This is a genomic window from Pandoraea iniqua (assembly GCF_902459685.1).
GTDB classification, from domain to species: domain Bacteria; phylum Pseudomonadota; class Gammaproteobacteria; order Burkholderiales; family Burkholderiaceae; genus Pandoraea; species Pandoraea iniqua.
In genome coordinates this window covers 267,455-292,352 of sequence record NZ_CABPSF010000003.1, presented here as the reverse complement: position 1 = coordinate 292,352, position 24,898 = coordinate 267,455, and the positions used below count along the sequence as shown (strand labels likewise).

The following is a 24,898-nucleotide window of genomic DNA, read 5'->3' as shown; positions in this document are numbered from 1 at the left end:
CGAATCAAAATTCACTAAATCAGGTGCCCCCGAGCAGTTGCTTGCGAAGCGACGGCGCGCGGGTGCGCGGGTCGAGCCAGATACCGAAGAACGCCTGCGCGAAAGCGGGATCGTCAATTTCCGCCGACAGGCTGCCGTTGAGATAGAACCGCGCCCCACGCCCCGGTAGATAGACGCCGCAAAGTTCGTCCCCGCGCGACACATCGCCGAACGCCCGTCGCATTGCGTCGCGCCAAGCCGACAGCGTTGCATCAGCGATCGGCTGTGTCGCCAGTCGCTGAATCTCGTCGATGCCCGTGGAGACAATGCGGGCGCCGCTGAGGCTGCGTTCGTAGGTCAGGGAGAGGGCAAACGGGATATCGGACGACGTCGGTGCAATAGCGGTAACGGGCGGCTTCGGCGCCCAAAGCTCGGCCCGGTAAAGGCAGAAGCCCAGCACGCAGAATTCTCCGGCACCGATGTGGCGAGCCCCGGCAATGTCATCGCGGCACCCGGCCTGCGCGGGGGAAGCCGAGAATGTGCCGATCAGGGACGCCATGCATACGATCGAGATCGCGACGCCGCGCCGGGCGAAAGCGTGGCGGAAGGCCGATGGTGCTGAAGTCGGGATCACGCGTCAGTCCTTATCACCGGGCGAAGCGAAGCCCGGCTGCCCAAGTTGCTCGCTCACCTGCGGCACCCGTCGAAAACGGGACGTGTCGTAACCCATCGCCTCAAAGCGCGCCAGCAACCCGCGATAAGTGGCGTCGTCCATCACAGGTTCGCGCGAGAAGACCCAGCCAAGCGACTTGTCGGGGTAGCCGAGCAGTGTGTAGCGATAGTCCGGATCGACATACAAGGTGAGTTGCGAGACGTAAATCGGCCAGAAGAGGCGCACGCTCCAGCGCCCGCCGCCGCTGCCCGGCACTACGCTGTCGAGGAATTGGTAGTGGCGCTCCGGCTGGTCGAAACCATCCTTCCGCCCGTAAAAGTGGTCGTCGATCCGGCCGTCGTCGCGCAGATACCACTCGGCGCGGCTGCCGACGAAGTCTCGTTCGGCAAAGTACGGGATATTGGCGATCACGTACCAGCGTCCCATATAGCGGGACAGGTCGACGGGCACCACCTGTAGCGGTGTATTCGCGAGGGGATTCGGGTTGGCGGGCGCGCCCGAGCAGGCGCTCAGCAGCAAGACCGCGCTCGCAGTGAATACCAGCAAAGCGTTTCGCAGCATAGGGTCTCCGGAATCGGATGCGTGCAATGCGTGTGTATCAATGCGTGTGTATACGAGCGGCACGGCCCGGCGGATGCAGACGCTATCAAGAAAATCGACCTTTTTTCGCGCCCCCCGCATCCGAATGCCGGTCCGGTACGTATTCGATCCTGTGCGCCGGATGTCGCGGATACCGGCCGGCTTGCGCATGGGCGCGCGCGAAGGTGTCCAGTTGCCCGGTGATCCAGTGATCCGGTGATCCAATCCGCACGTCATCAACCGAAGGCATGGGAGTCAAAATGACAGGCACCTTGCTCAGCAAGCTGCTGTTGGCCGTCTCAGCAGGGGCGGCCCTTACCGCGTGCAGTCCCGCCTATCTGGTGAACGCGCTGACGCCGCGATCTACCTATCAGGCGTCGACAGACCTTGCCTACGGGCCGTCCGATCGCCAGCGGCTCGACGTCTACGTGCCGACACAGCGCGCAACCTCATCGGCGGGCACCCCCGTTGTGGTGTTCTTCTATGGCGGAAGCTGGCAGAACGGGGAGCGCGCCGACTATCGGTTTGTCGGCGAGGCGCTGGCGTCGCGCGGATTTCTGGTGATCGTGCCGGACTATCGGACGTATCCGGAGGTGGTATTCCCGGGGTTCATGGAAGACGCGGCGTTGGCAGTCCGTTGGACGAGAGATCATGCGCAGGCTTACGGGGGCGATACCGGGCGTCTGATTCTGATGGGCCATTCGGCGGGCGCGCAGATCGTTGCGCTATTGGCGACCGATCCGCGTTATCTCAGCGAATGGGGGATGACGCAGAACGAGATTGCGGGCGTAGTCGGTCTTGCCGGCCCCTACGACTTTCTGCCGTTGGAGAGCGACGTATTGCGCAAGATATTCCCCGAGCCGGTAAGAGAGGCAAGCCAGCCGATCCACTTCGTGACGGGCCGCGAGCCCCCCATGTGGCTAGGCGTAGGGGACAGCGACAGCGTCGTCGATCCCGGCAATACCGAGCGCTTCGCCCAGCGGCTGCGCGCCGCGGGCGATGACGTGGAAGTCCGTCACTACAAGCTGGGACACGTATTGCTGGTGGGCGCGCTCGGCAACCCGGTCAGGCAGTTCTCGCCGGTACTGGACGATATCGCGACGTATGTGAGCTCGGTTCGACCGGTCAACTGACCCGTACGACAGGCTCGATGAGCGCGATGAGCGGGAGGAGCGGGAGGAGCGCGGGCGACTGAGGGCAGTGCCGATGCTCAGGCGCTCGCTTCTTCGGGATCGCGGCGATACGCCGGTCCGGGCATCGCCGGTGCCAGCGGCAGCCAGAGAATGAATTCGGTCCCTTTGCCGGTCCGGCTGCGAGCGAACACGCTTCCCCGATGCGCTTCGGCAATGGAGCGCACGATAGACAGCCCGAGCCCCGTGCCACGCTCCTTTGTCGTGTAAAAGGCCTCGAATAGCTGATCGACGGTTTCCTCCGCAATACCAAGGCCCCGATCGGCGACGACGAGTTCGACGCCGTCGTCTGCGATACGGGTGCTGATGGCAAGTTCCCGATCTTCCTGCTCCGCGTTTTCCATCGCATCCATGGCATTGATCGACAAATTAAGCAGCACTTGTTGCAACTGCACTTGATCTGCCAGAACTTCGGCGTCGTGTGCGCCGAATACCGTGCGCAAGACGATGCCACGACGGCGAGCTTCAGGCCGTACGAGCGCGGTCGCCCGCTCGAGCACGGTGTCGAAGGCCACAGGCGTGAACGTTATCGCCTGCTTTTGCAGCAGCGTTCGCAAGCGGACAACGACGTCGTTCGCACGTAGCGCGTCGCGTCGGACATCGCTCAAGATTTCCTGAAGCTCGGTGTCGCTGTGCCCAGCACTTTGCATCATCAGATCGGCGGCATCCACATTGCTGAGAATGGCCCCGAGCGGTTGGCCGACCTCATGGGCGATGGAGGCGCTCAGCTCGCCGACGGTGGCGATACGCGACGCGCGCGTGAGATCGGCGCGGCGTGTCGCGGCCTCTCGCTCGGCAGCACGCCGTTCGCGCCGCTGCCGGAGCATGGCGAAGATGGTGAAGGCCTGCGCGCCGATCACGAAGAGAATGATCGCAATCTCCTTCCAATACTCCCGGTATGGGGGAAGGGGGGCATTGAGCCATTTGCAATCGCGCCCCAGCGACCGCTCGGAGATACCGAGGCGTTTAAGGACCGCGACATTGGCCATACAGCGGGCAGGGAGCGCTCGCCCAGTAACATCGGGACGCCAAGGCTTGCCGCCTGAAAGCATACGGGCCGCGATTGTGCCGGTCATGCGGCCGTTCTCTTCCAGGTCTTGCACCGCGCCGGCGGCAGCCCCCTGAATAAGGTAGCTGGCGTACCAGCCATAAATGGGCACCGGCGCGTCGTTCGCAATCTTGTTCACGACTTCGAAAGGAAAGTAACGTCTGCCGTCACGGTCCAGATACTGTGTGCCGTAGAGTACAGCGCTGTCGCGTTTATCGAGCTTAGCTAGACGGCTTTGCAACTCCGGCACCGGCAGCCCCTCCCATCGCTCGATCGAGTCCCACCTTTTGTCGCTGGCTTGTGCCGCGTCGACAATTTCGTCCGAGAAGTGCTGATCCAGCGTAGCGCTCCCGCCGATGACAACCAGACGGGTGGCATCCGGCTGAAGTCTTTGCGCGATGGCAAGCGTCTTATCGATCTCGATGCGGTAGGGGATCACGACGAATGTCGACGGGAACGCGCCGCTCATCTTTAGCCACGCGTCGGGCACGCTCGTGACGAGAACCGGCGTGTCGGGCCAGATGGCGTCGTGGTGCGCGCGCGCGAATTCGGCGGCGTAGTTGCCGATGGCGATCACGAGATCGATGTGCTGACCTTCGTATTTCTTGCGCAGCAGCGCAAAAAGCTCCGGCGTCAGAAGCGCAGCGCTGAAGCGATGGCCGTCCACGCTGTCGAGAAACGTTTCTGCGCCGAGCGGCAACGCGTCGTTCAATACGGCGCGGATCGCCTGTGTTTGCATCAACGTCGCCGCTTGCATGGGATCGCTGCCCGTGAGCAAGACCACCTTGGGCGGCTCGGCGCAGCTTGCATCCGGCGCAACGAGTCCGCACGAGGCAATGACCGCCAGTGTTATTGCGGCTCGGAGCTTACGGGCGAGACGACTGCTCACGACATCTGTGCCACATGGGGTGCTGGCTGCCTGTCGGCGTTGCGGATCAGTTCCGCCAACGATGTGGCGCTGAACTTGCGCATGAGTTCGGCCCTGCACGTCTTGATCGTTCGCTCGCACAGGCACAGCTCGGCCGCAATCTCCTTATTGCGCAGTCCCTTGGCAATGCCTTTCAGCACGACCTGTTCTCTGCTGCTGAGCGCAGATTCCACCGAGTCGGCCGCTGGGGTAGACGATGGTCTCTGCACGAGACTCAGCGCCGTTTCCACCGCACCGACCAGCGAGTCGCGCCCGAACGGCTTGATAAGAAAGTCTACGGCGCCGGCCTTCATCGCTTCCACCGAGCGTGCGACGTCACCATAGCCACTCATGAAGACGACCGGCAAAGCCGGTGTCTGACGGCGCAAGGCACGCTGCAAGTCGAGACCGCTCGGGCCGCCGAGCTCGAGGTCCAATAGCACGCAGCCCGGACGGTCATCCGGGTCGCTGACCAGAAACTCTCCCGCAGACGCATATTCCTTCGTGTCATAACCCGATGCGGCCAGCAGGCGCGTGAGCGCTGTGCGCAGGGAGGCGTCATCGTCGACGACATGCACCACCGATTCACGACATGCGTTCATGGCATCTCCGCGTAGTACGCGATTCGTTAAGAATTTCCCCCGGGGTTATCGATATTCCGTCGCCTTGTAGGAATAATTCCTATTCGAGTAATTTAAATTACCCAATTAAATTTAATAAATTATTGTCGGCCGAAAAATCGAAGATGGGTTTCTCTAGAATCACGAATATCTAGCAATGAGCAATTGATAGCACCTTAGCGTAATTCCGTAAAGACATTTGGTTTAACCTGAACTGCCGTCGGCGTGATTTAGCCAAAACCCGCGTGTCTCCTAGGGTTGGCTTGCCAGATCGTTCGTATTAACGAACTGTTTTCTGCAAAGTGAAATCGGTTTTTTGCCCGAAACCCCTATGTCGTTGGCAATGGCGATCACAGAGAATGATTTTTGTGGTCTTTTACTCGCCGGTGGAGATAGCCAATGACAACCATTTTTCGACATCGATTTATCCTGCGCCGAATTCTCTCGATGACACTGGCGGCCGCATGCGGTGTCACGGCAGTTGGCGGGTGTGCCAATTCTCCCGGTGCCGCCACGCCGCCCGAGGCGACGGCTACCACACGGGCGGAGGTGCATTCGGTTGCACCCCTTACGCCGGTCGATCCGGTGGCCGCATCGTTGCCGTCATGGCGCGATGGCCCCTCGCGTGACACCATCCTCAAGTTTGTCAGCGACGTTACCCGAGTGGGCGCGCCGACGTTTCTCCCCGTCGAATCGCGCGTTGCGGTGTTCGATAACGACGGCACGTTATGGAGCGAGCAGCCGATACCGTTTCAGTTGATCTTCATGATCGATCAGGTCAAGGCGGCAGCGCCGGACCACCCCGAGTGGAAGAAGCGTCCGGCATTCAAAGCGTTGATGACCAACGACGTCGCAGCGCTCGCCGCCAACAAAAAAGACGCATTTGCGCTGATCGCCGAAGCCAATAGCGGTATGTCGACCGAGGTGTACGAAGCTTCCATTCGTGATTGGCTGGCCCGAGCGAAGCACCCCAGATTTGGCCGCGCCTATACGGATCTGATCTACCAGCCGCAACGCGAACTGCTGGCGTTGCTGCGCGCCAACGGTTTCCAGATATGGATCGTCTCGGGCGGCACCGCCGAATTCATGCGCGTATGGGCGAGCGACGCCTACGGTATTCCGTCGGAGCGAATTGTCGGCAGTCAGGAGAAGCTCCAATACCAAGCGCGCGACGGCAAGCCGGCGCTGATCCGCAAGCCCGGCTTCGACGTATTCGACGACGGCCCCGTGAAACCCGTCAGCATCTTCCGGGCGATCGGACGGCGGCCCGTGCTCGCCATCGGCAATTCCGATGGCGACCGGGAAATGATCGAATACACCACTGGCGGCGACGGCCCCTCACTGGGCGTGCTGATTCATCACGACGACAGCGTGCGCGAGTTCGCCTACGACCGCGCCTCGCACACCGCGAAGCTCGACAAAGCCTGGGATCAGGCCACGCGGGCAGGATGGGTCGTTGTCAGCATGAAGAAAGACTGGACGACGATCTTCCCCTTCGAAACCACCCCGGCCCCCAACAAATAAAGCCACAGCGGCGCGCCGGACGCGGCCATTGCCCGAAAGGGCAATGGCGTTGCCCCCACCCCGGATTGCGCCTCGTTGACGATGAAAAGATGATGCCCTCACCGGGCCGAAGATTCCTTCCGCCTTCACTATGAGGTGTTGAATGAAGCCTTACCTCGACGCCAACCGCACTGGATCAAGCGCCCGCGCCAAACCGTCGCAATCCTCCAAAAATGGCGGCACTGCGAAGCGTGTTGCCACGCAGTGGACTCCCCCATACGGCAAGCTCATTGTTCTGGCGGCCGTCGTCATGGCAGTGGCGGCCGGAACGGTCTGGAAAATCCGGACGGCGGCACCCACCGTGCCGACGGTCGTGAGCGGCGACGGCGTGCGCGGACCGGTCGGCATGGTCCATATCCCGGGTGGCCAGTTCCTGATGGGAAGCGACAGCCGTTTGGCACAGGCCAATGAGCGTCCGGCGCATCAGGCACGCGTGCATGGTTTCTGGATGGATACGCATCACGTCACGAACGCCGAGTTCCGCAAGTTCGTCGAGGCGACGGGCTATGTCACCACGGCAGAACGCAAACCCGAATGGGAGACGTTGCGCGTTCAACTCCCACCCGGCACCCCGCGTCCGCCAGACAGTGCGATGGTGGCAGGCGGGATGGTCTTTGTGGGCACGTCGGCACCGGTGCCGTTGCAGGACTACTCCCGCTGGTGGCGGTACATGCCCGGCGCGAATTGGCAGCATCCGGGCGGCCCCGGCACGTCGATCGCAGGCAAAGATAGCCACCCCGTCGTGCAGGTCTCATACGAAGACGCACAGGCTTACGCCAAATGGGTCGGCAAGCGGCTGCCGACCGAAGCGGAGTGGGAATTTGCGGCGCGCGGCGGTCTGGAGCAAGCCACCTACGCGTGGGGCGAACAGTTCACTCCCGACGGCAAACAGATGGCCAACGTCTGGCAGGGGCAGCAGAACCGGCCGTTCCCGGTCGTCAGCCCGAAAGCCGGAGGCGCTGTCGACACGAGCCCAGTGGGCACGTTTCCGCCCAACGGCTACGGCTTATCCGATATGACGGGCAATGCGTGGCAATGGGTCGCCGACTGGTATCGCGCCGACCAATTCCGGCGTGAGGCAGGACAAAAACAAGCCATCGTCGATCCTACCGGGCCGCTCGCGTCTTGGGACCCCAGCGAACCGGGCGTGCCAGTGGATGCACCGAAGCGTGTGACGCGCGGCGGCTCCTTCCTCTGCAACGTCGACTACTGCCTCAGCTACCGGCCTAGCGCCCGGCGCGGCACCGATCCCTATAACAGCATGTCGCATCTGGGCTTCCGCCTCGTCATGGACGACGCGCAGTGGGCCGCCTTGCGTCGCGGCACCGCCGTCGCTAGCCGCAGTGGCCCAGCCGACTGAACGATGCCATCGAGCGAGGGGCGAACGAGCACGGACAGACGAAGGCAAACGGGCAAGTCAGCATGTTCCGGCGGCCGGTGGCCGCCACAATTCCTGTGGAGGCAGTAATGATTCCAATGCGAAGCTTCAGTGGGCATGCGCGTATCCCACGCGGTGCTCTGGCAGTACTGGCGCTGGCGGTCGCAGTGTTAGCCGGGTGCGGAAAGTCGGACGAACAGAAGACACAGGCTCCCCAGTCATCGGCAGCCCCGGCAGCTGCTGCGGCACCTGATGCAACAACGAATGCAACGAATGCAGCGAACGCCAACGCAACACCTGCGCAACCGCCGGCCGAATCGAACCTGCCGGCGGCGGCGGGGCAGACATCCGGGGGAACAGCGCCGGCGGCCACTGCGAGCAATAGCGGTGCAAAGCCCAACATTCTCGTGATTTTCGGCGACGACATCGGCCAGACAAACATCAGCGCGTACAGCATGGGCGTGGTGGGTTACCGGACGCCGAACATCGACCGGATTGCCCGTGAGGGCATGATGTTTACCGACTACTACGCAGAAAACAGTTGTACTGCGGGCCGGTCGTCGTTCATCACCGGCCAATCGCCGCTGCGCACCGGTTTGTCGAAAGTCGGTGTGCCGGGGGCGACCGTCGGTTTGCAGGATCGTGACGTCACCATGGCACAAGTGCTCAAGTCCATGGGCTATGCCACCGGGCAGTTCGGTAAGAACCACCTCGGCGACCGCGACGAATATCTGCCGACCAAACACGGTTTCGATGAGTTCTTCGGCAACCTCTACCACCTCAACGCCGAAGAGGAACCTCAGCGCCCGTATTGGCCGAAAGACAAGAACGACCCGATGGTCAAGGCCATGACGCCGCGAGGCGTGCTGCACAGCACCGCCGACGGCAAGATCGAAGATACCGGCCCGCTCACGACCAAGCGCATGGAGACCATCGACGACGAGACGACGGCCGCGGCGCAAAACTTCATCACGAAGCAGGTGCAGGCGAACAAGCCGTTCTTCGTCTGGATGAACACCACGCGCATGCACATGTTCACGCACGTGCGTGATTCGATGAAGGGCCAAAGCGGCATGGAGGGCAACGAGTACGCCGACGGCATGGTCGAGCACGACGGCGACGTCGGCAAGCTGCTCAAGACGCTCGATGACCTGAAGATTGCGGATAACACCATCGTCGTGTACACGACCGATAACGGTCCGAACCAGTTCTCCTGGCCCGATGCGGCGACGACACCGTTCCGCAGCGAAAAGGACTCGAACTGGGAAGGGGCGTTCCGGGTACCTGCCATCGTGCGTTGGCCGGGCAAGATCAAGCCGGGCACGGTCAGCAACGAAATGTTCTCCGGCATGGACTGGTTCCCGACACTGGTGGCGGCCGCAGGCGACGCCGGCATTAAGGACAAGCTGCTCAAGGGCTCATCGGTGGGCAGCACGACGTTCAAGGTGCATCTGGACGGCTACAACCAGTTGCCGTATCTCACCGGTCAGGCGAACAAAGGCGCGCGTGACGAGTTCTATTACTTCAACGACGACGGGGTGCTCGTAGGGATGCGCTTCGGCAACTGGAAGATCGTCTACTGCGAGATGAAATACCCTGGCGGGTTCGCTGTCTGGCAACAACCGTTCACGTGCATGCGAGTGCCTAAGATGTTCAACCTGCGGATGGATCCATACGAGCGCGCGGACATCGTCTCCGATCAATACAACGATTGGGCCGTGAAGAACGACTATCTGGTCTTCCTTGGCACCGCCAAAGCCAGTGCGTTCCTCCAGACGTTCGTCGACTATCCGCCGAGCCAGCATCCGGCCAGTTTCAGCATCGATCAGGTGCGCGAGCAGGTCGACAAGCAAATCGCGGCAGCGATGAGCAAGAAGGCGTCGAAGTAGTGCGCTAGAAGTCAGGCAACGCATCACTTCGTAGTTCCCGGGCGGACGGCCGATTGCCTCGGTCGTCCGCCGCTCTACCAAGGCAGACCTATGCGAAGCACCCCGGCAAGCCCTTCGTTGACTAGCGCCTCAAAAGCCTCGAAAGCCGTCGCGAAGGCGGCGGTGCATGCGCGCGAACAAAGCCGGCTGGGCCGGCCAAGCCGGTTGAGTGCGGCGGTAGTCGCCGCGATGCTGTTGTTCATGTCCGGCGCGGCGGGACTGATCTATCAAATTGTTTGGATTCGGCAGCTCTCCCTCGTCGTCGGCGTGGATGTTCACGCGGTGGCGCTCGTGGTGGGGGCGTTCTTCGGCGGCTTGGCCCTCGGCGGCTGGTACTTCGGCAGGATTGCCGACCGACTGCCGAATCCGCTTCGGCTCTATGCACAACTCGAATGCGCCGTCCTTTTGCTCGGCGTGGCAGCAACCTTCGTGCTCCCGTATGCCGCCGCGCCGTTTGCATGGCTGGACGCCCACCTTGGCGCACTCGCGTGGGGGCTTCCGCTCGCGCTGGTGATCGTCCCGGCCATCGGCATGGGCGGCACGTTGCCGGTGATGATGCGTTTGGTCACTACGCCCACTGACGGGATCGGGCGCGCGGGCGGACGATGCTATGCGGCGAACACCGTCGGCGCCATCGCCGGCACGTTACTTGCCGGCTTCGTGTTGATTCCGTCGCTCGGCATGACCGGCAGTGCACTGGTGGCCGGTGGCTTGAACGGCCTTGCCGCGCTGCTGGCGTGGCGGTTTTCCCGCCGCTTCGCCGAAGAAAGCGCCCGCGCACAAGTCTCCAACGCCCCGGCTGTGGTTGCGCCAGAGGACACGGCCCGCAACCAAGCGCGTCTTGCGCTAGCCCTATACGCCGTTGCCGGTGGCATCGCGTTGGGCTACGAAGTGGTCTGGTCGCAAAGCATCGTGCAATTCATGAGCACGAGAACCTTCGCGTTTTCGGTGGTACTCGCCACTTATCTTGCCGGGTTGGCACTCGGCAGCGCGGCAGCGGCCCGTTTTGCCGACCGGGTGCGAGATCCATGGAGCGCGTTTGGTGCGCTGGTGAGTGCGGCCGGACTCGTTGCGTTGCTGGAAACGGTGCTGCTCGGCGGGTGGCTGATACGCACACAGTTGGCACTTCAGGCGTGGGTGGTGGCAGCGACGTCGCAAACCTCTTTGGCCATGTATGCCAGCTTCGCACTCGCTGCCCTCTGCATTGTCTTTGTGCCGACGTTGCTGCTGGGGGCCGCTTTTCCGTTCGTCCTGCGCATCGGCGTCGACCGTTCCCGTGTGGGGACGGATGTCGGACGCGTGGTGGCGTGGAATACCGTTGGCGGCATCGCCGGCTCGGCACTCGCCGGGTTCGTGCTTGTGCCCTCGATCGGGCTTGTTCGCACGCTCACGGTATTGGCCGGCAGCGCGTGCGCGATCGGATTACTGGCCGTGTGGCGGGGCGAGGGCATGCGTACGCGTTCGCGCTGGCTGGTCCCGGCGCTTACCGCCGCCGTCGTCGTGGCGGCGATGGGTGCTTCGCCCGAGCGCTTCGCCTCGCTGTTGACCCAGTCGCGCGGCGGCGATGCCGTGTTCTACGAGGAGGGCAAAGGGGCCACCGTGGCCGTGCTCGAACAGCGCTCGTCGTCGAATACCTTCCGGCGTCTCTATATTCAGGGCGTTTCCAACTCCGGTGACGCGATGACGTCGCTGCGCTACATGCGGTTGCAGACGTTGCTCCCGTTGATCGTGCACAACGGCGAGCCGAAGTCTGCGCTGGTCATCGGACTCGGCACGGGGATCACGGCAGGTGCCATGCTGGCCTATCCGGGCCTTCAATACCGTGTCGTCGCCGAGCTGCTCCCTGCGGTCGCTCGTGCTGCGCCGAACTTTTCCGGCAATTTCGACGTCGCGTCCGACAAGCGTGTCGATATTCGACTGCGCGACGGCCGCCGGGAGTTGCTGCAAAGTCAGCAGGCCTACGACTTGATCACGCTGGAGCCGCCGCCCCCGTCTGCCGCAGGTGTCGCAAGCCTGTACTCGACGGACTTCTACCATCTGGCTGCCAAACGCCTGCAACCCGGCGGGTTAGTTGCGCAATGGCTGCCGCTGCCCACGCAGAACGACGAAGACACGCGCTCGCTCGTGCGCAGCTTTCTCGACGTGTTCCCGTACGCCTCGCTGTGGACCACGGAGCTGCACGAAACCATGCTGATCGGTTCGCTCACGCCTTTGGACCTCGACGTGCAGCGCATACAGCGCCGCTTTGCCGAGCCGAAGACGCGAGATGCGCTTCAGGCCGTCGGCGTACGCTCAGCCGAGGCCTTGCTCGCCACCTGGGTGACGGATCGGGCAGGGCTGGAGTGGTATGCCGCCGATGCACTGCCGGTGACCGATGATCGTCCGCGCATCGAATACGCCGGATGGGTGAAGCGTGACGCCTTTCCCCAAACGCTGACCAACCTGATGGCGCTCCAAAGCGATCCGCCGTTGCGCGGGGCGGACGACGCGATGTGGCGCGGCATCCGGGCAGAGCGGGAAGTGCTTCACACGTTCTACCGCGCGGGTCTTGACGCCTATCGGGGGGATCGTCGGGCGTGGGCGGAACATATCGCCGCCGCCGTGGGCGCCGATCCTGACAATCCGTATTTCGCATGGTTCATTGGCCGATCGGCGGCGCGTCAAGCCGAACCGCAAACGGCGACGTCCAAGAAGAGTATCGGCACATGAGCTATCACGACGACGTTCTCTTACTTCAGCAAGCGATGGGCGAAGCCATCGTCGGTCAGCAGGCGATGATCGAACGGTTGTTGCTGGGCATGCTCGCCAACGGCCATTTGTTGGTCGAGGGATTGCCCGGTCTCGCGAAAACCCGCGCTATCAAGGTGCTGGCCCGGCATCTCGATGCTCGCCTCTCACGTATTCAGTTCACACCGGACCTGCTGCCCTCGGACATCACAGGCTCCGAGGTCTATTTCTCGGAAGGCGGTAAAGGCGAGTTCCGATTTCAGGCCGGTCCGATCTTCGCCAATCTCGTCCTCGCCGACGAAGTCAACCGCTCACCCGCTAAGGTTCAGGCCGCATTGCTCGAAGCGATGGAGGAGCGGCAGGTGACCGTGGGCGGGGTGACCCACAAACTCGATCCGCTGTTTCTGGTCATGGCCACCCAGAACCCGATCGAACAAGAGGGCACGTACCCGCTACCTGAAGCGCAGATGGACCGCTTTCTCATGCACATCAGCGTTGGCTATCCGCAGCAGGATGCCGAGCAGGCGATCGTACGGCTGGCGCGCTCGGAAGAGGCCGAAGTCTCGGCGTCGGCGAACGTCTTGCGACTCGCCCCGGCGGTCATTCTCGGGGCTCGCAATGAAATTCACGAAGTTCATGTGAGCGATCCTGTCGAGCGTTATCTCGTCGCGCTGGTACAGGCTACGCGCGTCGCCAGTACGCTGGACGACGAGTTGGGCCGGTGGATTCAGGTGGGGGTCAGCCCTCGTGGCGCCATTGGGCTGGACAAGGTGGCGCGTGCCTTTGCGTGGCTGAGAGGACGCGACTATGTAACTCCGGAGGACGTGCAAGCCATCGTGCACGACGTGTTCCGTCACCGCTTGATCCTCTCGTACGAAGCGCACGCGGCAGGTATCGACGCGGACGCTGCGATCGACCGGCTCGTCGAGCGGGTCGCGGTCACCTGAACCGGCATCCCGATATGACCGAGGATTTGACCTCTGAGACGCCCCTTGCGGGCGTGAGCATCGACATTGCCGCCCTCAATGCGCTGGAAGGCGCGGCGCGTGACTTTCACTTTCAACCCGGCCAACCGGTACACAGCGTATTGGCAGGCAGGCACGGCTCACGCGTGCGCGGGCGTGGGCTGGCGTTCGAGGAACTGCGTCGATACGTTGCGGGCGACGACATTCGCAGCATGGATTGGCGTGTCACGGCGCGAACCGGCAAGCCTTACGTGCGGGTGTACACCGAGGAGAAGGACCGGCCGGTGGTACTCGTCGTCGATCAACGCATCAATATGTTCTTTGGCAGCCGCCGCGCGATGAAGTCGGTCACGGCGGCCGAAGCGGCGGCGTTGGCGGCGTGGCGTGTGCTGGCCGATGGCGATCGTGTCGGCGGTGTCGTCTTCGGCGACACGACGATCGATACCTTCCCCCCGAAGCGCAGCCGGGCGGCCGTCGAACAACTGCTCGGCGGCATTGCCCGGCACAACGCCGCGTTGCGCGCCGATACGCCGACGCGCCGGTCAGCCGGGCAATTGAATCTCGCGCTGGAACGATGCGCCCGCATGGTGGCGCACGACAGCCTCATCATCGTCATCAGTGATTTCGACGGCCACGATGCGACCACTCGAGAACGGCTGCTCGGCATCGCCGCACGCAACGACGTGCTCACAGTGCTGGTGCACGACCCGTTTCTGAGTGCACTGCCCACGTCGGGCAATCTCGTCGTGAGCGACGGGGAATTACAGGTCGAGCTCAGCTTCGGCAAAACCTCGCTCAGACGCAGCATTGCCGACTTCTTTACCGCGCACGGCAAGCATCTGGTCGATTGGCACGAAGCGATTGGCGTGCCGATGTTGCCGCTCTCAGCGGCAGAGGATACGACGGCCCAAGTGCGGCGTCTGCTGGGCGGACAACCCGCGTACGGCAATGGCTTCAGGCGCGCAAAGGCGGGGGCAGGGCGATGACGGCCGTTGCTGCGACGGCCACCCCAGCCGGCGACATGCCGACACTGAGCGCGCTCGCCGATATCGTGACAACGCCTGCGCCCTCATGGACGCCGCAGACGATCGGCTGGCCGGTCGCTGCCGTGATACTGATGGCTGGGCTGCTCTGGTTCGCTTGGCGAACGTGGCGGCGTTATCGCACCAACCGTTACCGCCGCGAAGCGTTGGCGCAGTTGAAGCAGTGGACTATCGCACTACGCTTGCCCGATTCAAGTGCCGCGGCTGATGCCGATATCGCGAGTCGCGCACGCGCATTACGTGAAATTGCAGCGTTGCTCAAGCGCGTGGCGTTGAGCGCGTGGCCACGCGAGGCGGTGGCCAGTCTGACGGGCAATGCCTGGGCGGCATTCTTGCGTGCGAGTCATGACAACCGGGGTGCCGCGACAGACACGATTGCGGCGCTCGTGACCAGTGCCGAATATCGGTCCGACGATTCGTTATGCCGGGAATGGGACGCCCCACGCACCGACGCGCTGGTGCACGCCTGCCGCGATTGGATCGAGCGCCATCATGTTCCAGTTTGAATACCCATGGGCCTTCGTCGTGCTGCCATTGCCCGTGTTGCTGTGGTGGTTGATGCCGCCCTACCGGGAAGAAAGCCCCTCGGTGCGGCTGCCGTTCTTCGGAGAGGTGGCCGAGGCGGCGGGCCTGCATCCGGCGGCAGGCGCCGTGGTGCCCCGCCGCAACTGGGTGCAACATGTCCTCGCCCCAGTGGCATGGGTACTGGTCGTCACCGCGCTCGCACGTCCACAGTTGCTGGAAGCGCCTATCGAGAAGATGCAGCCGTCGCGCGACATCCTGCTCGCGCTGGACCTTTCTCAGTCGATGGATACGCCGGATTTTCCGGATGCGTCGGGTAAGCGCATCCCACGCGTGCAGGCGGTCAAACAGGTCGTTGGCGACTTCGTAACGCAGCGCCCGGACGACCGCATCGGTCTTGTTATCTTCGGCGACGCGGCCTATCCGCTCGCACCGTTCACGCAGGATCACGATCTGATCCACACGCTGCTTGACGATATGCTGCCAGGCATGGCGGGCAACAGTACGGCGCTGGGGGACGCCATTGGACTGGGTGTGCGGATGTTCGAGCACAGCGAAGCACCGCAGAAGGTCATGATCGTACTCACCGACGGCAACGACACGGCTAGCCGCATGCCACCCGATCGCGCAGCGGACGTCGCCCACGAACAATCGGTGATCGTCCATACCGTCGGCATCGGCGACCCCGCCGCGCAAGGCGAAGCGCGCGTGGATCTCGGACTGTTGCAGCGCATGGCCAAGGTCACCGGAGGGCGGTACTTCTTCGGTGCCGACCAGTCGGCGCTCGCCGAGATTTACGCCACACTGGACCGGATCACGCCACACGATCACAAGACGCTCTCGTGGCGCCCGCAACGAGAGCTGTTCATGTGGCCGCTGGGCGCCGCGCTCGTCATCGTGCTGCTATACGAGATCGCACTCGCGATGCATGCCGCCTACGTGACACGTGCACCGTCTGCGGCCGCTAGCAGCGACACGCCCGACGACACATCCACGACAGGCCGAATCAGCGCGGAGGGCACGTCATGACGGGCGTCCTCTCGAGCGTTGCCGACTTTCACTTTCTGCGACCGCTGTGGCTGTGCCTTGTACCTGCGGCCGCATGGCTGCTCTGGGCGGTCGAGCGGCGCACCGATGTGCGGCGGCGTTGGCGAAAAACCATTGCACCGCACCTGCTCGATGCGCTGATGATTCGTGAGCGGCGCGGGCTTCGGTTGCGGCCGGTGCATCTGATCGCACTGGTGCTCGTGCTGGGCGGTATCGGCATGGCGGGCCCGGCGTGGAAGCGCGAGCTGCCGCCGTTTCTCGACGACAAAGCGCCACTTGCTGTCGCCATCGACCTCTCGCCCACGATGGACGCGGTCGATGTCACGCCCTCGCGGCTGGAACGCGCCAAGCTGAAAGTGAAAGCGCTGCTCGCACGGCGCGAGGGCGCACGCACCGCCATTTATGCGTATGCGGGCTCGGCCCATCGGGTCATTCCGCTGACCGACGACCGCGCTTTGCTGCAAACCTATGTCGACGCGCTGCAAACCGGCATCATGCCTGCGCCCGGACGCGACATGGGGCAAGCCTTGAAGGTGATCGACAACGACCTGCGGCGTGAACCCGTCCCGGGCACCATTTTGTTCATCACCGACGCGGTCGATCCCGGCGCGGCACGTGCGTTTCACACTCACGCCAGTGCTCAGTCAGCGAGTCAGGCCATCGTCCTTGCCATCGGCACACAGCAAGGTGGACCATTGCGCAACCCGGATGGCAGCTATGTGGAACGCGATGGCGCACGTGTCTTCGCGCGTCTGGATGAAAGCGCCATAAAACGGTTTTCGCAGGACAGCGACGTGCCGGTTGCCACCTTCACGGCGGACAGCGACGCCGATATCGACTGGGTGCAACGGCATGTGCAATCGCATCTCGAGCAATCGCAGGCGGGGACGACGGCACGTTGGCGCGACGAAGGCTGGTGGCTCACGCTGCCGCTCGTGGTGCTGGGGGCGCTCTGGTTCCGCAAAGGGTGGTCGGTGAGGTGGGTCGTTGGTGTGCTGCTTGCCCTATCGCTGCACGTGCCGCACACACCGTCGTATGCGCAGCCGCTCACCCGTGCTATCGCCACACCCGACACCCCGGACCCTGCGAGCACCACGCGGCCATGGCGCTTTGCCGATCTCTGGCTAACGCATGACCAGCAAGGGCGGCTGGCTTTCGAGCGCGGCGATTTCACCACTGCCGCTGCCCGCTTTGACGATCCGATGTGGCGTGGTGTGGCGCAGTACCGGGCCGGGCAATATGCGCAGGCAGCGCAGAGTTTCGCACTGGTCGATTCCCCGCAGGCGGACTTTAATCAGGGCAATGCGCTGGCCCGCTTGGGGAAGTACGAGGCCGCGCAGGCGCGCTATACACAGGCACTCAAGCGCGCTCCCAACTGGACAGCGGCGCGAGCGAATCTCACGCTGATGGGACAGCTCATCGCGGCATTGCCAAAGCCGCCGGAAAAGTCCGGAGACGATGAAATTCCACCGGATGTCGCACCCGACGAGATCAAGTACGACGCGAAACGGCCTACCGGCCCCGGCGAACGTTCGACGAAAGTCGGGCCATCGCTCGAGACACAAGCATGGATGCGCACGATCCAGACGACACCCACCGCCTTATTGCAACGCGAGTTCGCGCTGCAATACGGGCAGGGTGCGGGAGGGCGCACGCCGTGAACTGTTCATCTTATGTGCTCAATGCAGTACGTTTCGCCGGTCGCTGGCGACGCGCGATGCTAACCGGTGTTTGCGCCGTGTTACTGCTGGCGCTTGAGAATGCCGTTGCAGCGCCCGCACCGATGGCGCGGGTCGAAGTGGCAGCTCAACAACCGATTCGCGCCGGGCAGCAGGTCAGTATCGATGTGACAGTGTTCGCGCCCAACTTTTTCATGTCTGCACCGGCTTTTCCAGCGTTGGAAGTTCCCGGCGCCATCGTGACGCTCCCGGACGCGCGGGCGCTGAATGGCACGCAGACGATCGACGGAGTGACCTTCGCGACGATCAGCAAGACGTATGCGTTCGTTGCAGGACAAGACGGCGACTTCGATCTGCCGCAGGCGACCATTGCGCTCACCTACGCCGGAAACGACGGCGCACCACAACAGGCCACGGTCACGCTCCCGGCGACGCGGATTCGGGTTGGGGCAGGAGGGGTGCCTAAGGTGTCGCCTAGCGGGGTGCCGAACGGCGGAACGCTTCTGCCGGTGGCGCAACTGAGCGTCACGCAGACACTGTCACCGGCCGGTGAACACGACGTGGTGCAGTTGATGGTCGGCGATACGCTGGTGCGCACGGTGTCGACGTTCGCCCCGGGCACACAGGCCATGCTGATTGCGCCGCCCAAATCGAATGCACCCCGCGGCGTGCGCGTGTTCGCCGCCGATCCGAAGTTATCGGACGGGGTGTCGCCGAATTCAGCGAGTCCCACGGCAGGCGGACGGCGTATCGATACCTTCTCGTATGTGTTCGAGCGCAAAGGCACTTATACCTTGCCGGCGATCACGCTCGGCTGGACCGATCCCGCCACGGGCCGGGCGTCTCATTCGGACGCACCTGCCATACGTGTCGTCGTGGCAACCGGGGCGTCAGCCGGCGAACTCGCCCCGGGCGAAGGGTGGTTGCACCTGCCCCAGGACGCTGAATCTATCGGAATCGTGTTGGCTGGCTTGGCGGGGCTGGGCGTAGCGGGACTCGTGATCTGGCGAACACTGCCGATATGGCGCACGTTACGTCAACGCCACCGTCAGCGCCGCTCAAGTGCCCAAGCGAGCGCGAAACACCTGCGGGCCGAATTGATTCAGGCTTGCCAGTCCGGTGATGCTGGCGCGGCGTATCGCCTTGCGGAAAAGTGGAGTGCGGACGCTACTGGGCTCGGGCTCGCTGTCTGGGCGCGGACGACCCAAGATGCCCCACTGATCGATGCGGTTTCAGCGTTGGAGCGATGGCTGTTTGCCCAGACAGAGGATGCGGCGCAGAGGCCCCCATGGGACGGCAGGCCACTCGCTATCGCGTTCAACCGATGTGCGGACGCAGCCACCCGGCCAGTGCACCGAGCCTTAACCTCTTCCCTTGCCCCTCTGAATCCGTTCTGAACGGCTGCGAGGGTCTGTGAAGGCGCCCATTCACCCCCGCCCCCGCCCCCGCAAGGGAGTTTCGATGCTCATGGCTGCGGGTCTGCGGGTTTCCCGCGAATCAGCGCCTCCGGATGCAACTGAAGATACTCCGCGAGCCCATTCAACGTCCGCAGTGTTTGATTGAGTTCCTTCATCGCACCACGCACGTCCTGCTGCATGGGCGCGTCTTCGGAGAGTGTTCGCTCGGCGGTGCCAAACGTCTTTTTGGCTTCGCCTAACGCAGATTTCGCTTCGGGGGCGATCTCCGAATCGAGTTGTTTGAACAAGCCCTGCGCGCTCTCCATGGTCTTGTCGAGCTTGCGCAGCGAGTTGTCGAGATTCTGTCCGATCGTGTCGAACGGAATCTTGTTGAGCTTCGCGGCGATATCGGCGACTTGTAGCTGCAACTGGTCCAGCGTATTGGGCACCGTCGGGATCGTGACTTCACCGTCGTTTTCTGTCGCCTGAGCGGGGGCAGCGTTCGGGAAGAAATCCAGCGCGATGTAGAGCTGACCCGTCAGCAAATTGCCGTTTCTGAGTTGCCCGCGCAGGCCATGAGCAATCAGTGCAGTGAATATCTCCCGCCGCTCGTGCCGTTCGGCCGGCAATTTCCCTGTCGCATCCCGCCGCCGCAGACGCTCCGGGTAGATGAGCACGGTCACGGGCATGACCAGACTCTTGTTCTTCGCATCGAACTCCACGCCAATCGACGTGACTTCACCGAGCGTGATGCCTCGGAAATCGATGGGTGCGCCGACCGACAATCCTCGCAATGATTGCGAAAAGCGAAACACCGCACGGACCGGTTCTGCATCGGGGAATTTCATGGCGCTCGCTTCGTCTTCGGCGAGGAAGAACGCCTGATCCGGTTTGGCCATGACACCGGCGCCGCTGTCCGACGGCGCCTGAAACGCAATGCCGCCGATGACGACCGACGCAAGCGATTGCGTGTTCACCTGAAAGCCGCTCGAATCCAACCGCAGGTTGATGCCGCTGGCGTGCCAGAAGCGTGTGTTGCTGCCGACGTATTGATCGAAGGGCGCTCTGACGAATACGCGCAGGGTAACGCCCTTGCCATCGGCATCGAGCTTGTAGGTTTCGACTTGCCCGACCTGAATTCGCCGGAAGTAGAGGGGCGATCCGGTGTCCAGTGACCCGATCTCGGCGCTGTGCAAGACGAACGATTTTCCCGCCTGCCCGCTGGAGACGACCGGCGGCACCTCCAGTCCGACGAAGCGGGTTGCAACGTCGCGCGATTTCCCGGCGTCCGCGCCGATGTACGCCCCGGATAGCAGGGTCGAGAGGCCGGAGACGCTCCCGCCCGCAATGCGCGGACGGACTACCCACCAAGTGGAACCCCGCGTGGCAAATCGCTTCGCATTCTTCGTCAGGTCGACGGTGACGTGCACCGAGGCGAGGTCTGACGATAGCTCGATGTCTTTCACGACGCCGATATCAACTTCCTTGAACTTGACCTTGGTCTTGCCCGCTTCAAGGCCATCGGCGCTTTTGAACTCGATGGTGATCGTCGGGCCGCGATCAAGTATCGACCTCGCGACCAACGTCAGACCGATAACGGCAGCCACCAGCGGCACGAGCCAGACGAGCGACAACGTCCAGCGCTTGCGTGGCTCGATGCGAGGCGAGGGGAGTGGCGTTATCGGATCCGGCAAGCTCACTTGACCGTGTATCCACGGCCCTCCATGCACGCGCCATAGGCATGCCAGTAGCTGGTCATCTGCGAGTTTTGGTTGTTTTGCGCAGCCTGTGCCTGAGCGGCATGCTGGCGTCGCGAGCGTACACCGCCGGCCACGGCGCCCGCTGTCGCACCGACGGCGGCGCCGTGGCCCGGGTCGTCGTGTGCGACGTCGCCGATGATGGCCCCGGCTGCCGCGCCGCGTGCCGCACCACCGACGCGCGCGCCTGTCGGTCCCTGCGGGGGCGGTGCCTGTTGCGCCACCACGGCTGGGTCGATACCGGTGTTCTGTTTGGCCCACGCGTAGCACGCGCCATCGTCGCTACTCTGTTTGTCGGCGCTCTGGCCGTGGGCGGGATAGATCGCGGGCTTCTGGGCGAACGCAAGCCCTGACATGATCAGGCCTGCACACAAGATGACGGATCGCATGAGTACCTCCCGTTTCGGGGAAAGGGAATACATCAGAAAATGAGCGTCGCCGTGGCCATGAACGTGGCGGTGCTCTTGAGGCGGTTGGTGCTGCTCACGGTAGGCACCCAGCGAGCGGAAAAGGACAGCGGATGCTTGCCGTCGAGTTTGGTGTCGTAGGTCACGATCGGACCGAGTGCGATGTCGCGCCCGCGAAAGCCGTTCAATTGATCGGCCGTCGGACCGCTATCGCTGCCTAACTGCTGAACTGTGCCGACGATCAGGCCGACGCCCAGTCCGTTCGAAAATCGCTTGAGCCCCATGACATCCAGCGTGAACAACGGGGCATTCTGGTAATTCGTGGCGGTGTTGCGGGTGTAGAACTGAACACCCGCGACCACATCGAATTCCAGATCGTAGGCGGGCAGAATCTTGGTGTAAGCGACTTGCGGAATAAACGTCCAGTTGTTCAGGCTGGGATTGGCAAGCGCATTCGGATCGTACCGGCCCGTCGGTGCCCAGACGTTGACCGAGAACGCAATGTGCTCGGTCTTCGAAAAGTGATAGCCGGCAATCAGCGGGGTGAAGCTGATGTCGAAGAGGTTGGACGCATTCTGCGACGTCGTGGCACTTCTTCGGTCGGTCGCGAGTGTCGCGGATACCTTCGTCCACACATACGGCAGGGTGAAGCTGGAAGCGAAATTCCAGTTGCCGGTTCCCGTGTCCCAAGTCTTCAGAATGGTCGCGAGAGTGAAAGCAATCTCGCCATCGAGGCCGAGCGATGTCTTGCCCGCCACCGGCACCGACTTGCTGCCGCCGATGCTGCCGTCAAAGTAGATCTCGGCAAAGTTGACGGCGACCATCGGCGTGGGCGAAACGACGCCCGCGTCCGGCTGGACAGTCGCGCCGCTGATCGGCCGGCCCAGCCCCCCTTCGGTCGCGAGCGCATGAGTACACGTTAGCAAAGATGCCGCGACGCCAGCGACTAACCTCGCGAAGCGTTCGCGTGGACGGGGCGTCGAAAAACCACCACTGACGCGTCGCCACGTCACATCGTCTTTGAAAGATCGAAAGGCGGAATGTGACATGCCATGAACAATTAATGCGCTTGTGAGTGTCATCTGATTCTGAATGAACGGGAATCGAGAGTGCCTTAGGCTATCCTTAATTCAAGATGAGTTCAACGTTAATTATTCAACGCCGCAATATTGTTTGACGGAGATGTCTTATTGCCTTAGCTTCGTGTCCTTGAGGGAAATTTGTCGATTTATTTTATTCGGGTAATTTAAATTATCTGAAATTTGTTTATTTATATCTGTAAGGCGATAACGTGGCTGCTAGAAAGGATTTCTGGTGGTCAAGGCGCCTCTATCTGATGTGATTGGCAAGTCGTGTTTTTTGATCGGAGGTTTTTGATTAGGATTGGTCAGTCCGACGATTGTTATCAGGTCAGCTTTAGCGAGTTGATGCGCTTGGTGTATCCACAAAGACATCCCTTTGCCGTGGAGATGCGGTTTGATAGATTTTTATGGTCAGACATGCTTTGCCGCAGTGCGGGGTTGGCCAACGATCCTGCGCACACTTCTGATCCTTGGCTTAGCGTGGCCGTTGTCGACAACGGCAGAAACATCCGCTGAGCGAACGGGTGAGACCGACGAATTCACCGGGCGTCGCGACGGTGATAATTCGACCGCTCCGGCCGTGCCCCCGTCGGGCGCTGCCAAATCGGTGCGAGCCACGGAACCCGCTAAAAACAGCGTCGTTTGGCGAGACCCTGTCGACAACAAGATCGACGCCAGTGATTTTCTGCTGGGCCACAAGGGCGCGTTACCCGTGCCGGTGGTCATTACCGAGCCAGCGATCGGCTACGGCGGCGGTGTGATGTTGATGTTCTTTTCGGAGTCGATGGCCGAGGCTGCGGAGTCGGCGAAAACCACCGGAGAAATGGCACCACCAAACATTACCGGCATCGGCGGCGCGATGACCGAGAACGGCACCTGGGGCGCGGGGCTCGTCCATTTCCACACATGGGGCGGCGACGCCATTCGCTATCTCGGTGGGTTGGCTAAGGTCAACATGAAGACCGACTACTACGGTCTGAGCAACTCGGCACGCGCCTATCAGTTGAACGGCTGGCTCACGGTGCAACAACTGCTGTTCCGCATCGGCCATTCGCATTGGTACATCGGGCCGCGCTACACCTACTTCGATTCGAACACGCATTTCACCGGTCAGGTGGCGCAGGAACTCAGTGTGCCCGACGTGGCGCGGCGTATCGGCAAGGTCGGCCTCGTCATCGATTACGACACGCGCGACAACATGTTTTTCCCAAATCGCGGCAGTTACGCCGAGCTTGAACTTCAGGCCGCGAGACCTTGGGCGGGCAGTTCGCAGTCGTTCGAAACCTACAACGGACGCGGCTACACGTGGCTGCCGATTTCTCATGCGTGGGTGCTCGGACTGCGTCTGGACGGCCGTCTCTCGAGCGGCGACGTGCCGTTCTACGAGCAGCCGTACGTGAAGTTGCGGGGTGTCCAGCAGGGCCGTTATCAGGACCGTAATGCCGCGATGGTCGAGGCCGAACTGCGCTGGAACGCCACGCAGCGCTGGTCGCTGCTGGGCTTTACCGGTGCTGGCCGCGCGTGGGGGCGATGGAAATCGTTCTCCGAAGCGGATGCGGTGGTGAGTGTCGGCGCGGGCGTGCGTTATCTGATTGCGAGGAAGTTGGGGCTGGCTGTGGGCATCGACGTGGCGCACAGCAAGGGCGAGAACGCTTTTTACATTCAGGTCGGCAGCGCGTGGCATTGACACGCAGCCGTTATCCGGAGGAGGGCACATGGCACGTAGCGCCCCAAGTTTTGATCAGGCAACGCAACACTTACTCAGCGACGCCGCCGTGCGCGTCGGTGCGGAATATGGTCACGATGCGACCGCACTGCTCGACCACTTCATTCTGGCCGCCTACGACATTACGCATGGTGTACACAGCGCGAAGGTGTATCTGAGGCTATTGGCCGGGGCGGGCGTTGCCGGACTTCCCAGCGAGAGCACCGTGCAGCGCGCGATTACGCGGATGCGTTCAAGGTTAAGCGGGACGAAGAACGAGGCGGCCAGCGGGACGGCAAGCAGGGGGACAGGCGGATCGACGATCGCCACGACCTCAACCGCACCGGCGGGCGCCGCTTTCGTGTCGGAGGATGTGGTTCGGCATCTCGCCAAGGCGATGGCGTTACTGAGTACGAATATCTTCGATGCCGGCGATCTCGAAGTGCCTCACCGGTCCGACGCCGTGTCGAAGCCGGAAGACCGCAGCACGATCGAACGCCTTGAACTCGAGATTCACTCGCTCCGGATGCAGGTCGAGGGATTGAGAGCCCAACTCATGGCGGCGAGGATGGCATTGGCGCAGTTGCTCAACAGCGGCATGCCGTCGGCCTCCAGTGACCGATTTCGAGGGACGCGACTTTGACGCCGGTCTGGCAGAACGCACGCGAATCCGGCGCTGCACCGTTGCGCGCCGGGTGCCAC

20 protein-coding genes are annotated in these 24,898 nt (G+C 62.6%); 13 read left to right on the top strand and 7 right to left on the bottom strand.

What is annotated here, in order from left to right; translation table 11 throughout:
* Nucleotides 1-19 precede the first annotated feature (19 nt).
* Nucleotides 20-538: a chalcone isomerase family protein gene (locus tag PIN31009_RS12275; RefSeq protein WP_150790439.1), complete on the bottom strand. Its 519-nt coding sequence runs from the start codon at nucleotides 536-538 to the stop codon at nucleotides 20-22.
* Between the two features lie 78 nt (nucleotides 539-616).
* Complete coding sequence (locus tag PIN31009_RS12270; protein WP_150790438.1) at nucleotides 617-1,213, bottom strand: lipocalin family protein; 597 nt, start codon at nucleotides 1,211-1,213, stop codon at nucleotides 617-619.
* A 278-nt stretch (nucleotides 1,214-1,491) separates the two neighbouring features.
* Between PIN31009_RS12270 and PIN31009_RS12265 the strand changes: the two genes are divergently transcribed.
* On the top strand, nucleotides 1,492-2,364 hold the full coding sequence (locus tag PIN31009_RS12265) for an alpha/beta hydrolase (protein ID WP_246185642.1): 873 nt from the start codon (nucleotides 1,492-1,494) through the stop codon (nucleotides 2,362-2,364).
* 77 nt (nucleotides 2,365-2,441) lie between these two features.
* Here the strand turns inward: PIN31009_RS12265 and PIN31009_RS12260 are convergent, their stop codons facing one another.
* Together PIN31009_RS12260 and PIN31009_RS12255 are read right to left on the bottom strand one after the other, a co-directional pair.
* Nucleotides 2,442-4,226, bottom strand: coding sequence for a sensor histidine kinase (locus tag PIN31009_RS12260; RefSeq protein ID WP_150790436.1), 1,785 nt, complete (start codon nucleotides 4,224-4,226; stop codon nucleotides 2,442-2,444).
* 128 nt (nucleotides 4,227-4,354) lie between these two features.
* Nucleotides 4,355-4,978, bottom strand: coding sequence for a response regulator transcription factor (locus tag PIN31009_RS12255; RefSeq protein ID WP_150790435.1), 624 nt, complete (start codon nucleotides 4,976-4,978; stop codon nucleotides 4,355-4,357).
* A gap of 417 nt (nucleotides 4,979-5,395) precedes the next feature.
* Between PIN31009_RS12255 and PIN31009_RS12250 the strand changes: the two genes are divergently transcribed.
* The 10 genes from PIN31009_RS12250 (at nucleotide 5,396) to PIN31009_RS12205 (ending at nucleotide 19,245) form a co-directional block, all read left to right on the top strand.
* Nucleotides 5,396-6,520: an HAD family hydrolase gene (locus PIN31009_RS12250; RefSeq protein WP_246185641.1), complete on the top strand. Its 1,125-nt coding sequence runs from the start codon at nucleotides 5,396-5,398 to the stop codon at nucleotides 6,518-6,520.
* A gap of 289 nt (nucleotides 6,521-6,809) precedes the next feature.
* Nucleotides 6,810-7,919, top strand: a complete 1,110-nt coding sequence (locus PIN31009_RS12245; RefSeq protein WP_150790872.1) for a formylglycine-generating enzyme family protein — start codon at nucleotides 6,810-6,812, stop codon at nucleotides 7,917-7,919.
* A 107-nt stretch (nucleotides 7,920-8,026) separates the two neighbouring features.
* Nucleotides 8,027-9,826 carry an arylsulfatase gene (locus tag PIN31009_RS12240; protein ID WP_246185640.1) on the top strand — a complete coding sequence of 600 codons (1,800 nt, stop codon included), beginning with the start codon at nucleotides 8,027-8,029 and terminating at the stop codon, nucleotides 9,824-9,826.
* A gap of 228 nt (nucleotides 9,827-10,054) precedes the next feature.
* Nucleotides 10,055-12,574, top strand: a complete 2,520-nt coding sequence (locus tag PIN31009_RS12235) for a fused MFS/spermidine synthase (RefSeq protein WP_246185695.1) — start codon at nucleotides 10,055-10,057, stop codon at nucleotides 12,572-12,574.
* Entirely contained in the window at nucleotides 12,571-13,539 is a 969-nt protein-coding gene (locus tag PIN31009_RS12230; protein WP_150790433.1) for an AAA family ATPase, read from the top strand. Before PIN31009_RS12235 ends, PIN31009_RS12230 begins: the two co-directional genes overlap by 4 nt.
* 14 nt (nucleotides 13,540-13,553) lie before the next feature.
* On the top strand, nucleotides 13,554-14,543 hold the full coding sequence (locus PIN31009_RS12225; protein WP_150790432.1) for a DUF58 domain-containing protein: 990 nt from the start codon (nucleotides 13,554-13,556) through the stop codon (nucleotides 14,541-14,543).
* Nucleotides 14,540-15,106, top strand: coding sequence for a DUF4381 domain-containing protein (locus PIN31009_RS12220; protein WP_150790431.1), 567 nt, complete (start codon nucleotides 14,540-14,542; stop codon nucleotides 15,104-15,106). Before PIN31009_RS12225 ends, PIN31009_RS12220 begins: the two co-directional genes overlap by 4 nt.
* Nucleotides 15,093-16,151 (top strand): vWA domain-containing protein, encoded by a 1,059-nt coding sequence (locus tag PIN31009_RS12215; protein WP_150790430.1) that lies wholly within the window; start codon nucleotides 15,093-15,095, stop codon nucleotides 16,149-16,151. The genes PIN31009_RS12220 and PIN31009_RS12215 overlap by 14 nt, the downstream gene beginning before the upstream one ends.
* Complete coding sequence (locus tag PIN31009_RS12210; RefSeq protein WP_150790429.1) at nucleotides 16,148-17,830, top strand: VWA domain-containing protein; 1,683 nt, start codon at nucleotides 16,148-16,150, stop codon at nucleotides 17,828-17,830. Before PIN31009_RS12215 ends, PIN31009_RS12210 begins: the two co-directional genes overlap by 4 nt.
* Nucleotides 17,737-19,245, top strand: coding sequence for a BatD family protein (locus PIN31009_RS12205; RefSeq protein ID WP_150790428.1), 1,509 nt, complete (start codon nucleotides 17,737-17,739; stop codon nucleotides 19,243-19,245). The genes PIN31009_RS12210 and PIN31009_RS12205 overlap by 94 nt, the downstream gene beginning before the upstream one ends.
* A gap of 68 nt (nucleotides 19,246-19,313) precedes the next feature.
* On the opposite strand, the gene PIN31009_RS12200 is transcribed toward PIN31009_RS12205, so the two are convergent.
* Genes PIN31009_RS12200 through PIN31009_RS12190 form a run of 3 tightly spaced genes read right to left on the bottom strand, consistent with a single transcriptional unit; the run spans nucleotide 19,314 to nucleotide 22,335 of the window.
* Complete coding sequence (locus PIN31009_RS12200; RefSeq protein WP_246185639.1) at nucleotides 19,314-20,945, bottom strand: PqiB family protein; 1,632 nt, start codon at nucleotides 20,943-20,945, stop codon at nucleotides 19,314-19,316.
* Complete coding sequence (locus PIN31009_RS12195; RefSeq protein WP_150685409.1) at nucleotides 20,942-21,391, bottom strand: YMGG-like glycine zipper-containing protein; 450 nt, start codon at nucleotides 21,389-21,391, stop codon at nucleotides 20,942-20,944. Before PIN31009_RS12195 ends, PIN31009_RS12200 begins: the two co-directional genes overlap by 4 nt.
* A 32-nt stretch (nucleotides 21,392-21,423) precedes the next feature.
* Nucleotides 21,424-22,335, bottom strand: coding sequence for a SphA family protein (locus tag PIN31009_RS12190; protein WP_246185638.1), 912 nt, complete (start codon nucleotides 22,333-22,335; stop codon nucleotides 21,424-21,426).
* A 763-nt stretch (nucleotides 22,336-23,098) separates the two neighbouring features.
* On the opposite strand from PIN31009_RS12190, the gene PIN31009_RS12185 reads away from it, so the two are divergent.
* Both PIN31009_RS12185 and PIN31009_RS12180 read left to right on the top strand, forming a co-directional pair.
* Complete coding sequence (locus PIN31009_RS12185) at nucleotides 23,099-24,178, top strand: BamA/TamA family outer membrane protein (protein WP_246185637.1); 1,080 nt, start codon at nucleotides 23,099-23,101, stop codon at nucleotides 24,176-24,178.
* Between the two features lie 28 nt (nucleotides 24,179-24,206).
* Nucleotides 24,207-24,839 (top strand): hypothetical protein, encoded by a 633-nt coding sequence (locus tag PIN31009_RS12180; protein WP_150790424.1) that lies wholly within the window; start codon nucleotides 24,207-24,209, stop codon nucleotides 24,837-24,839.
* Nucleotides 24,840-24,898: the final 59 nt, after the last annotated feature.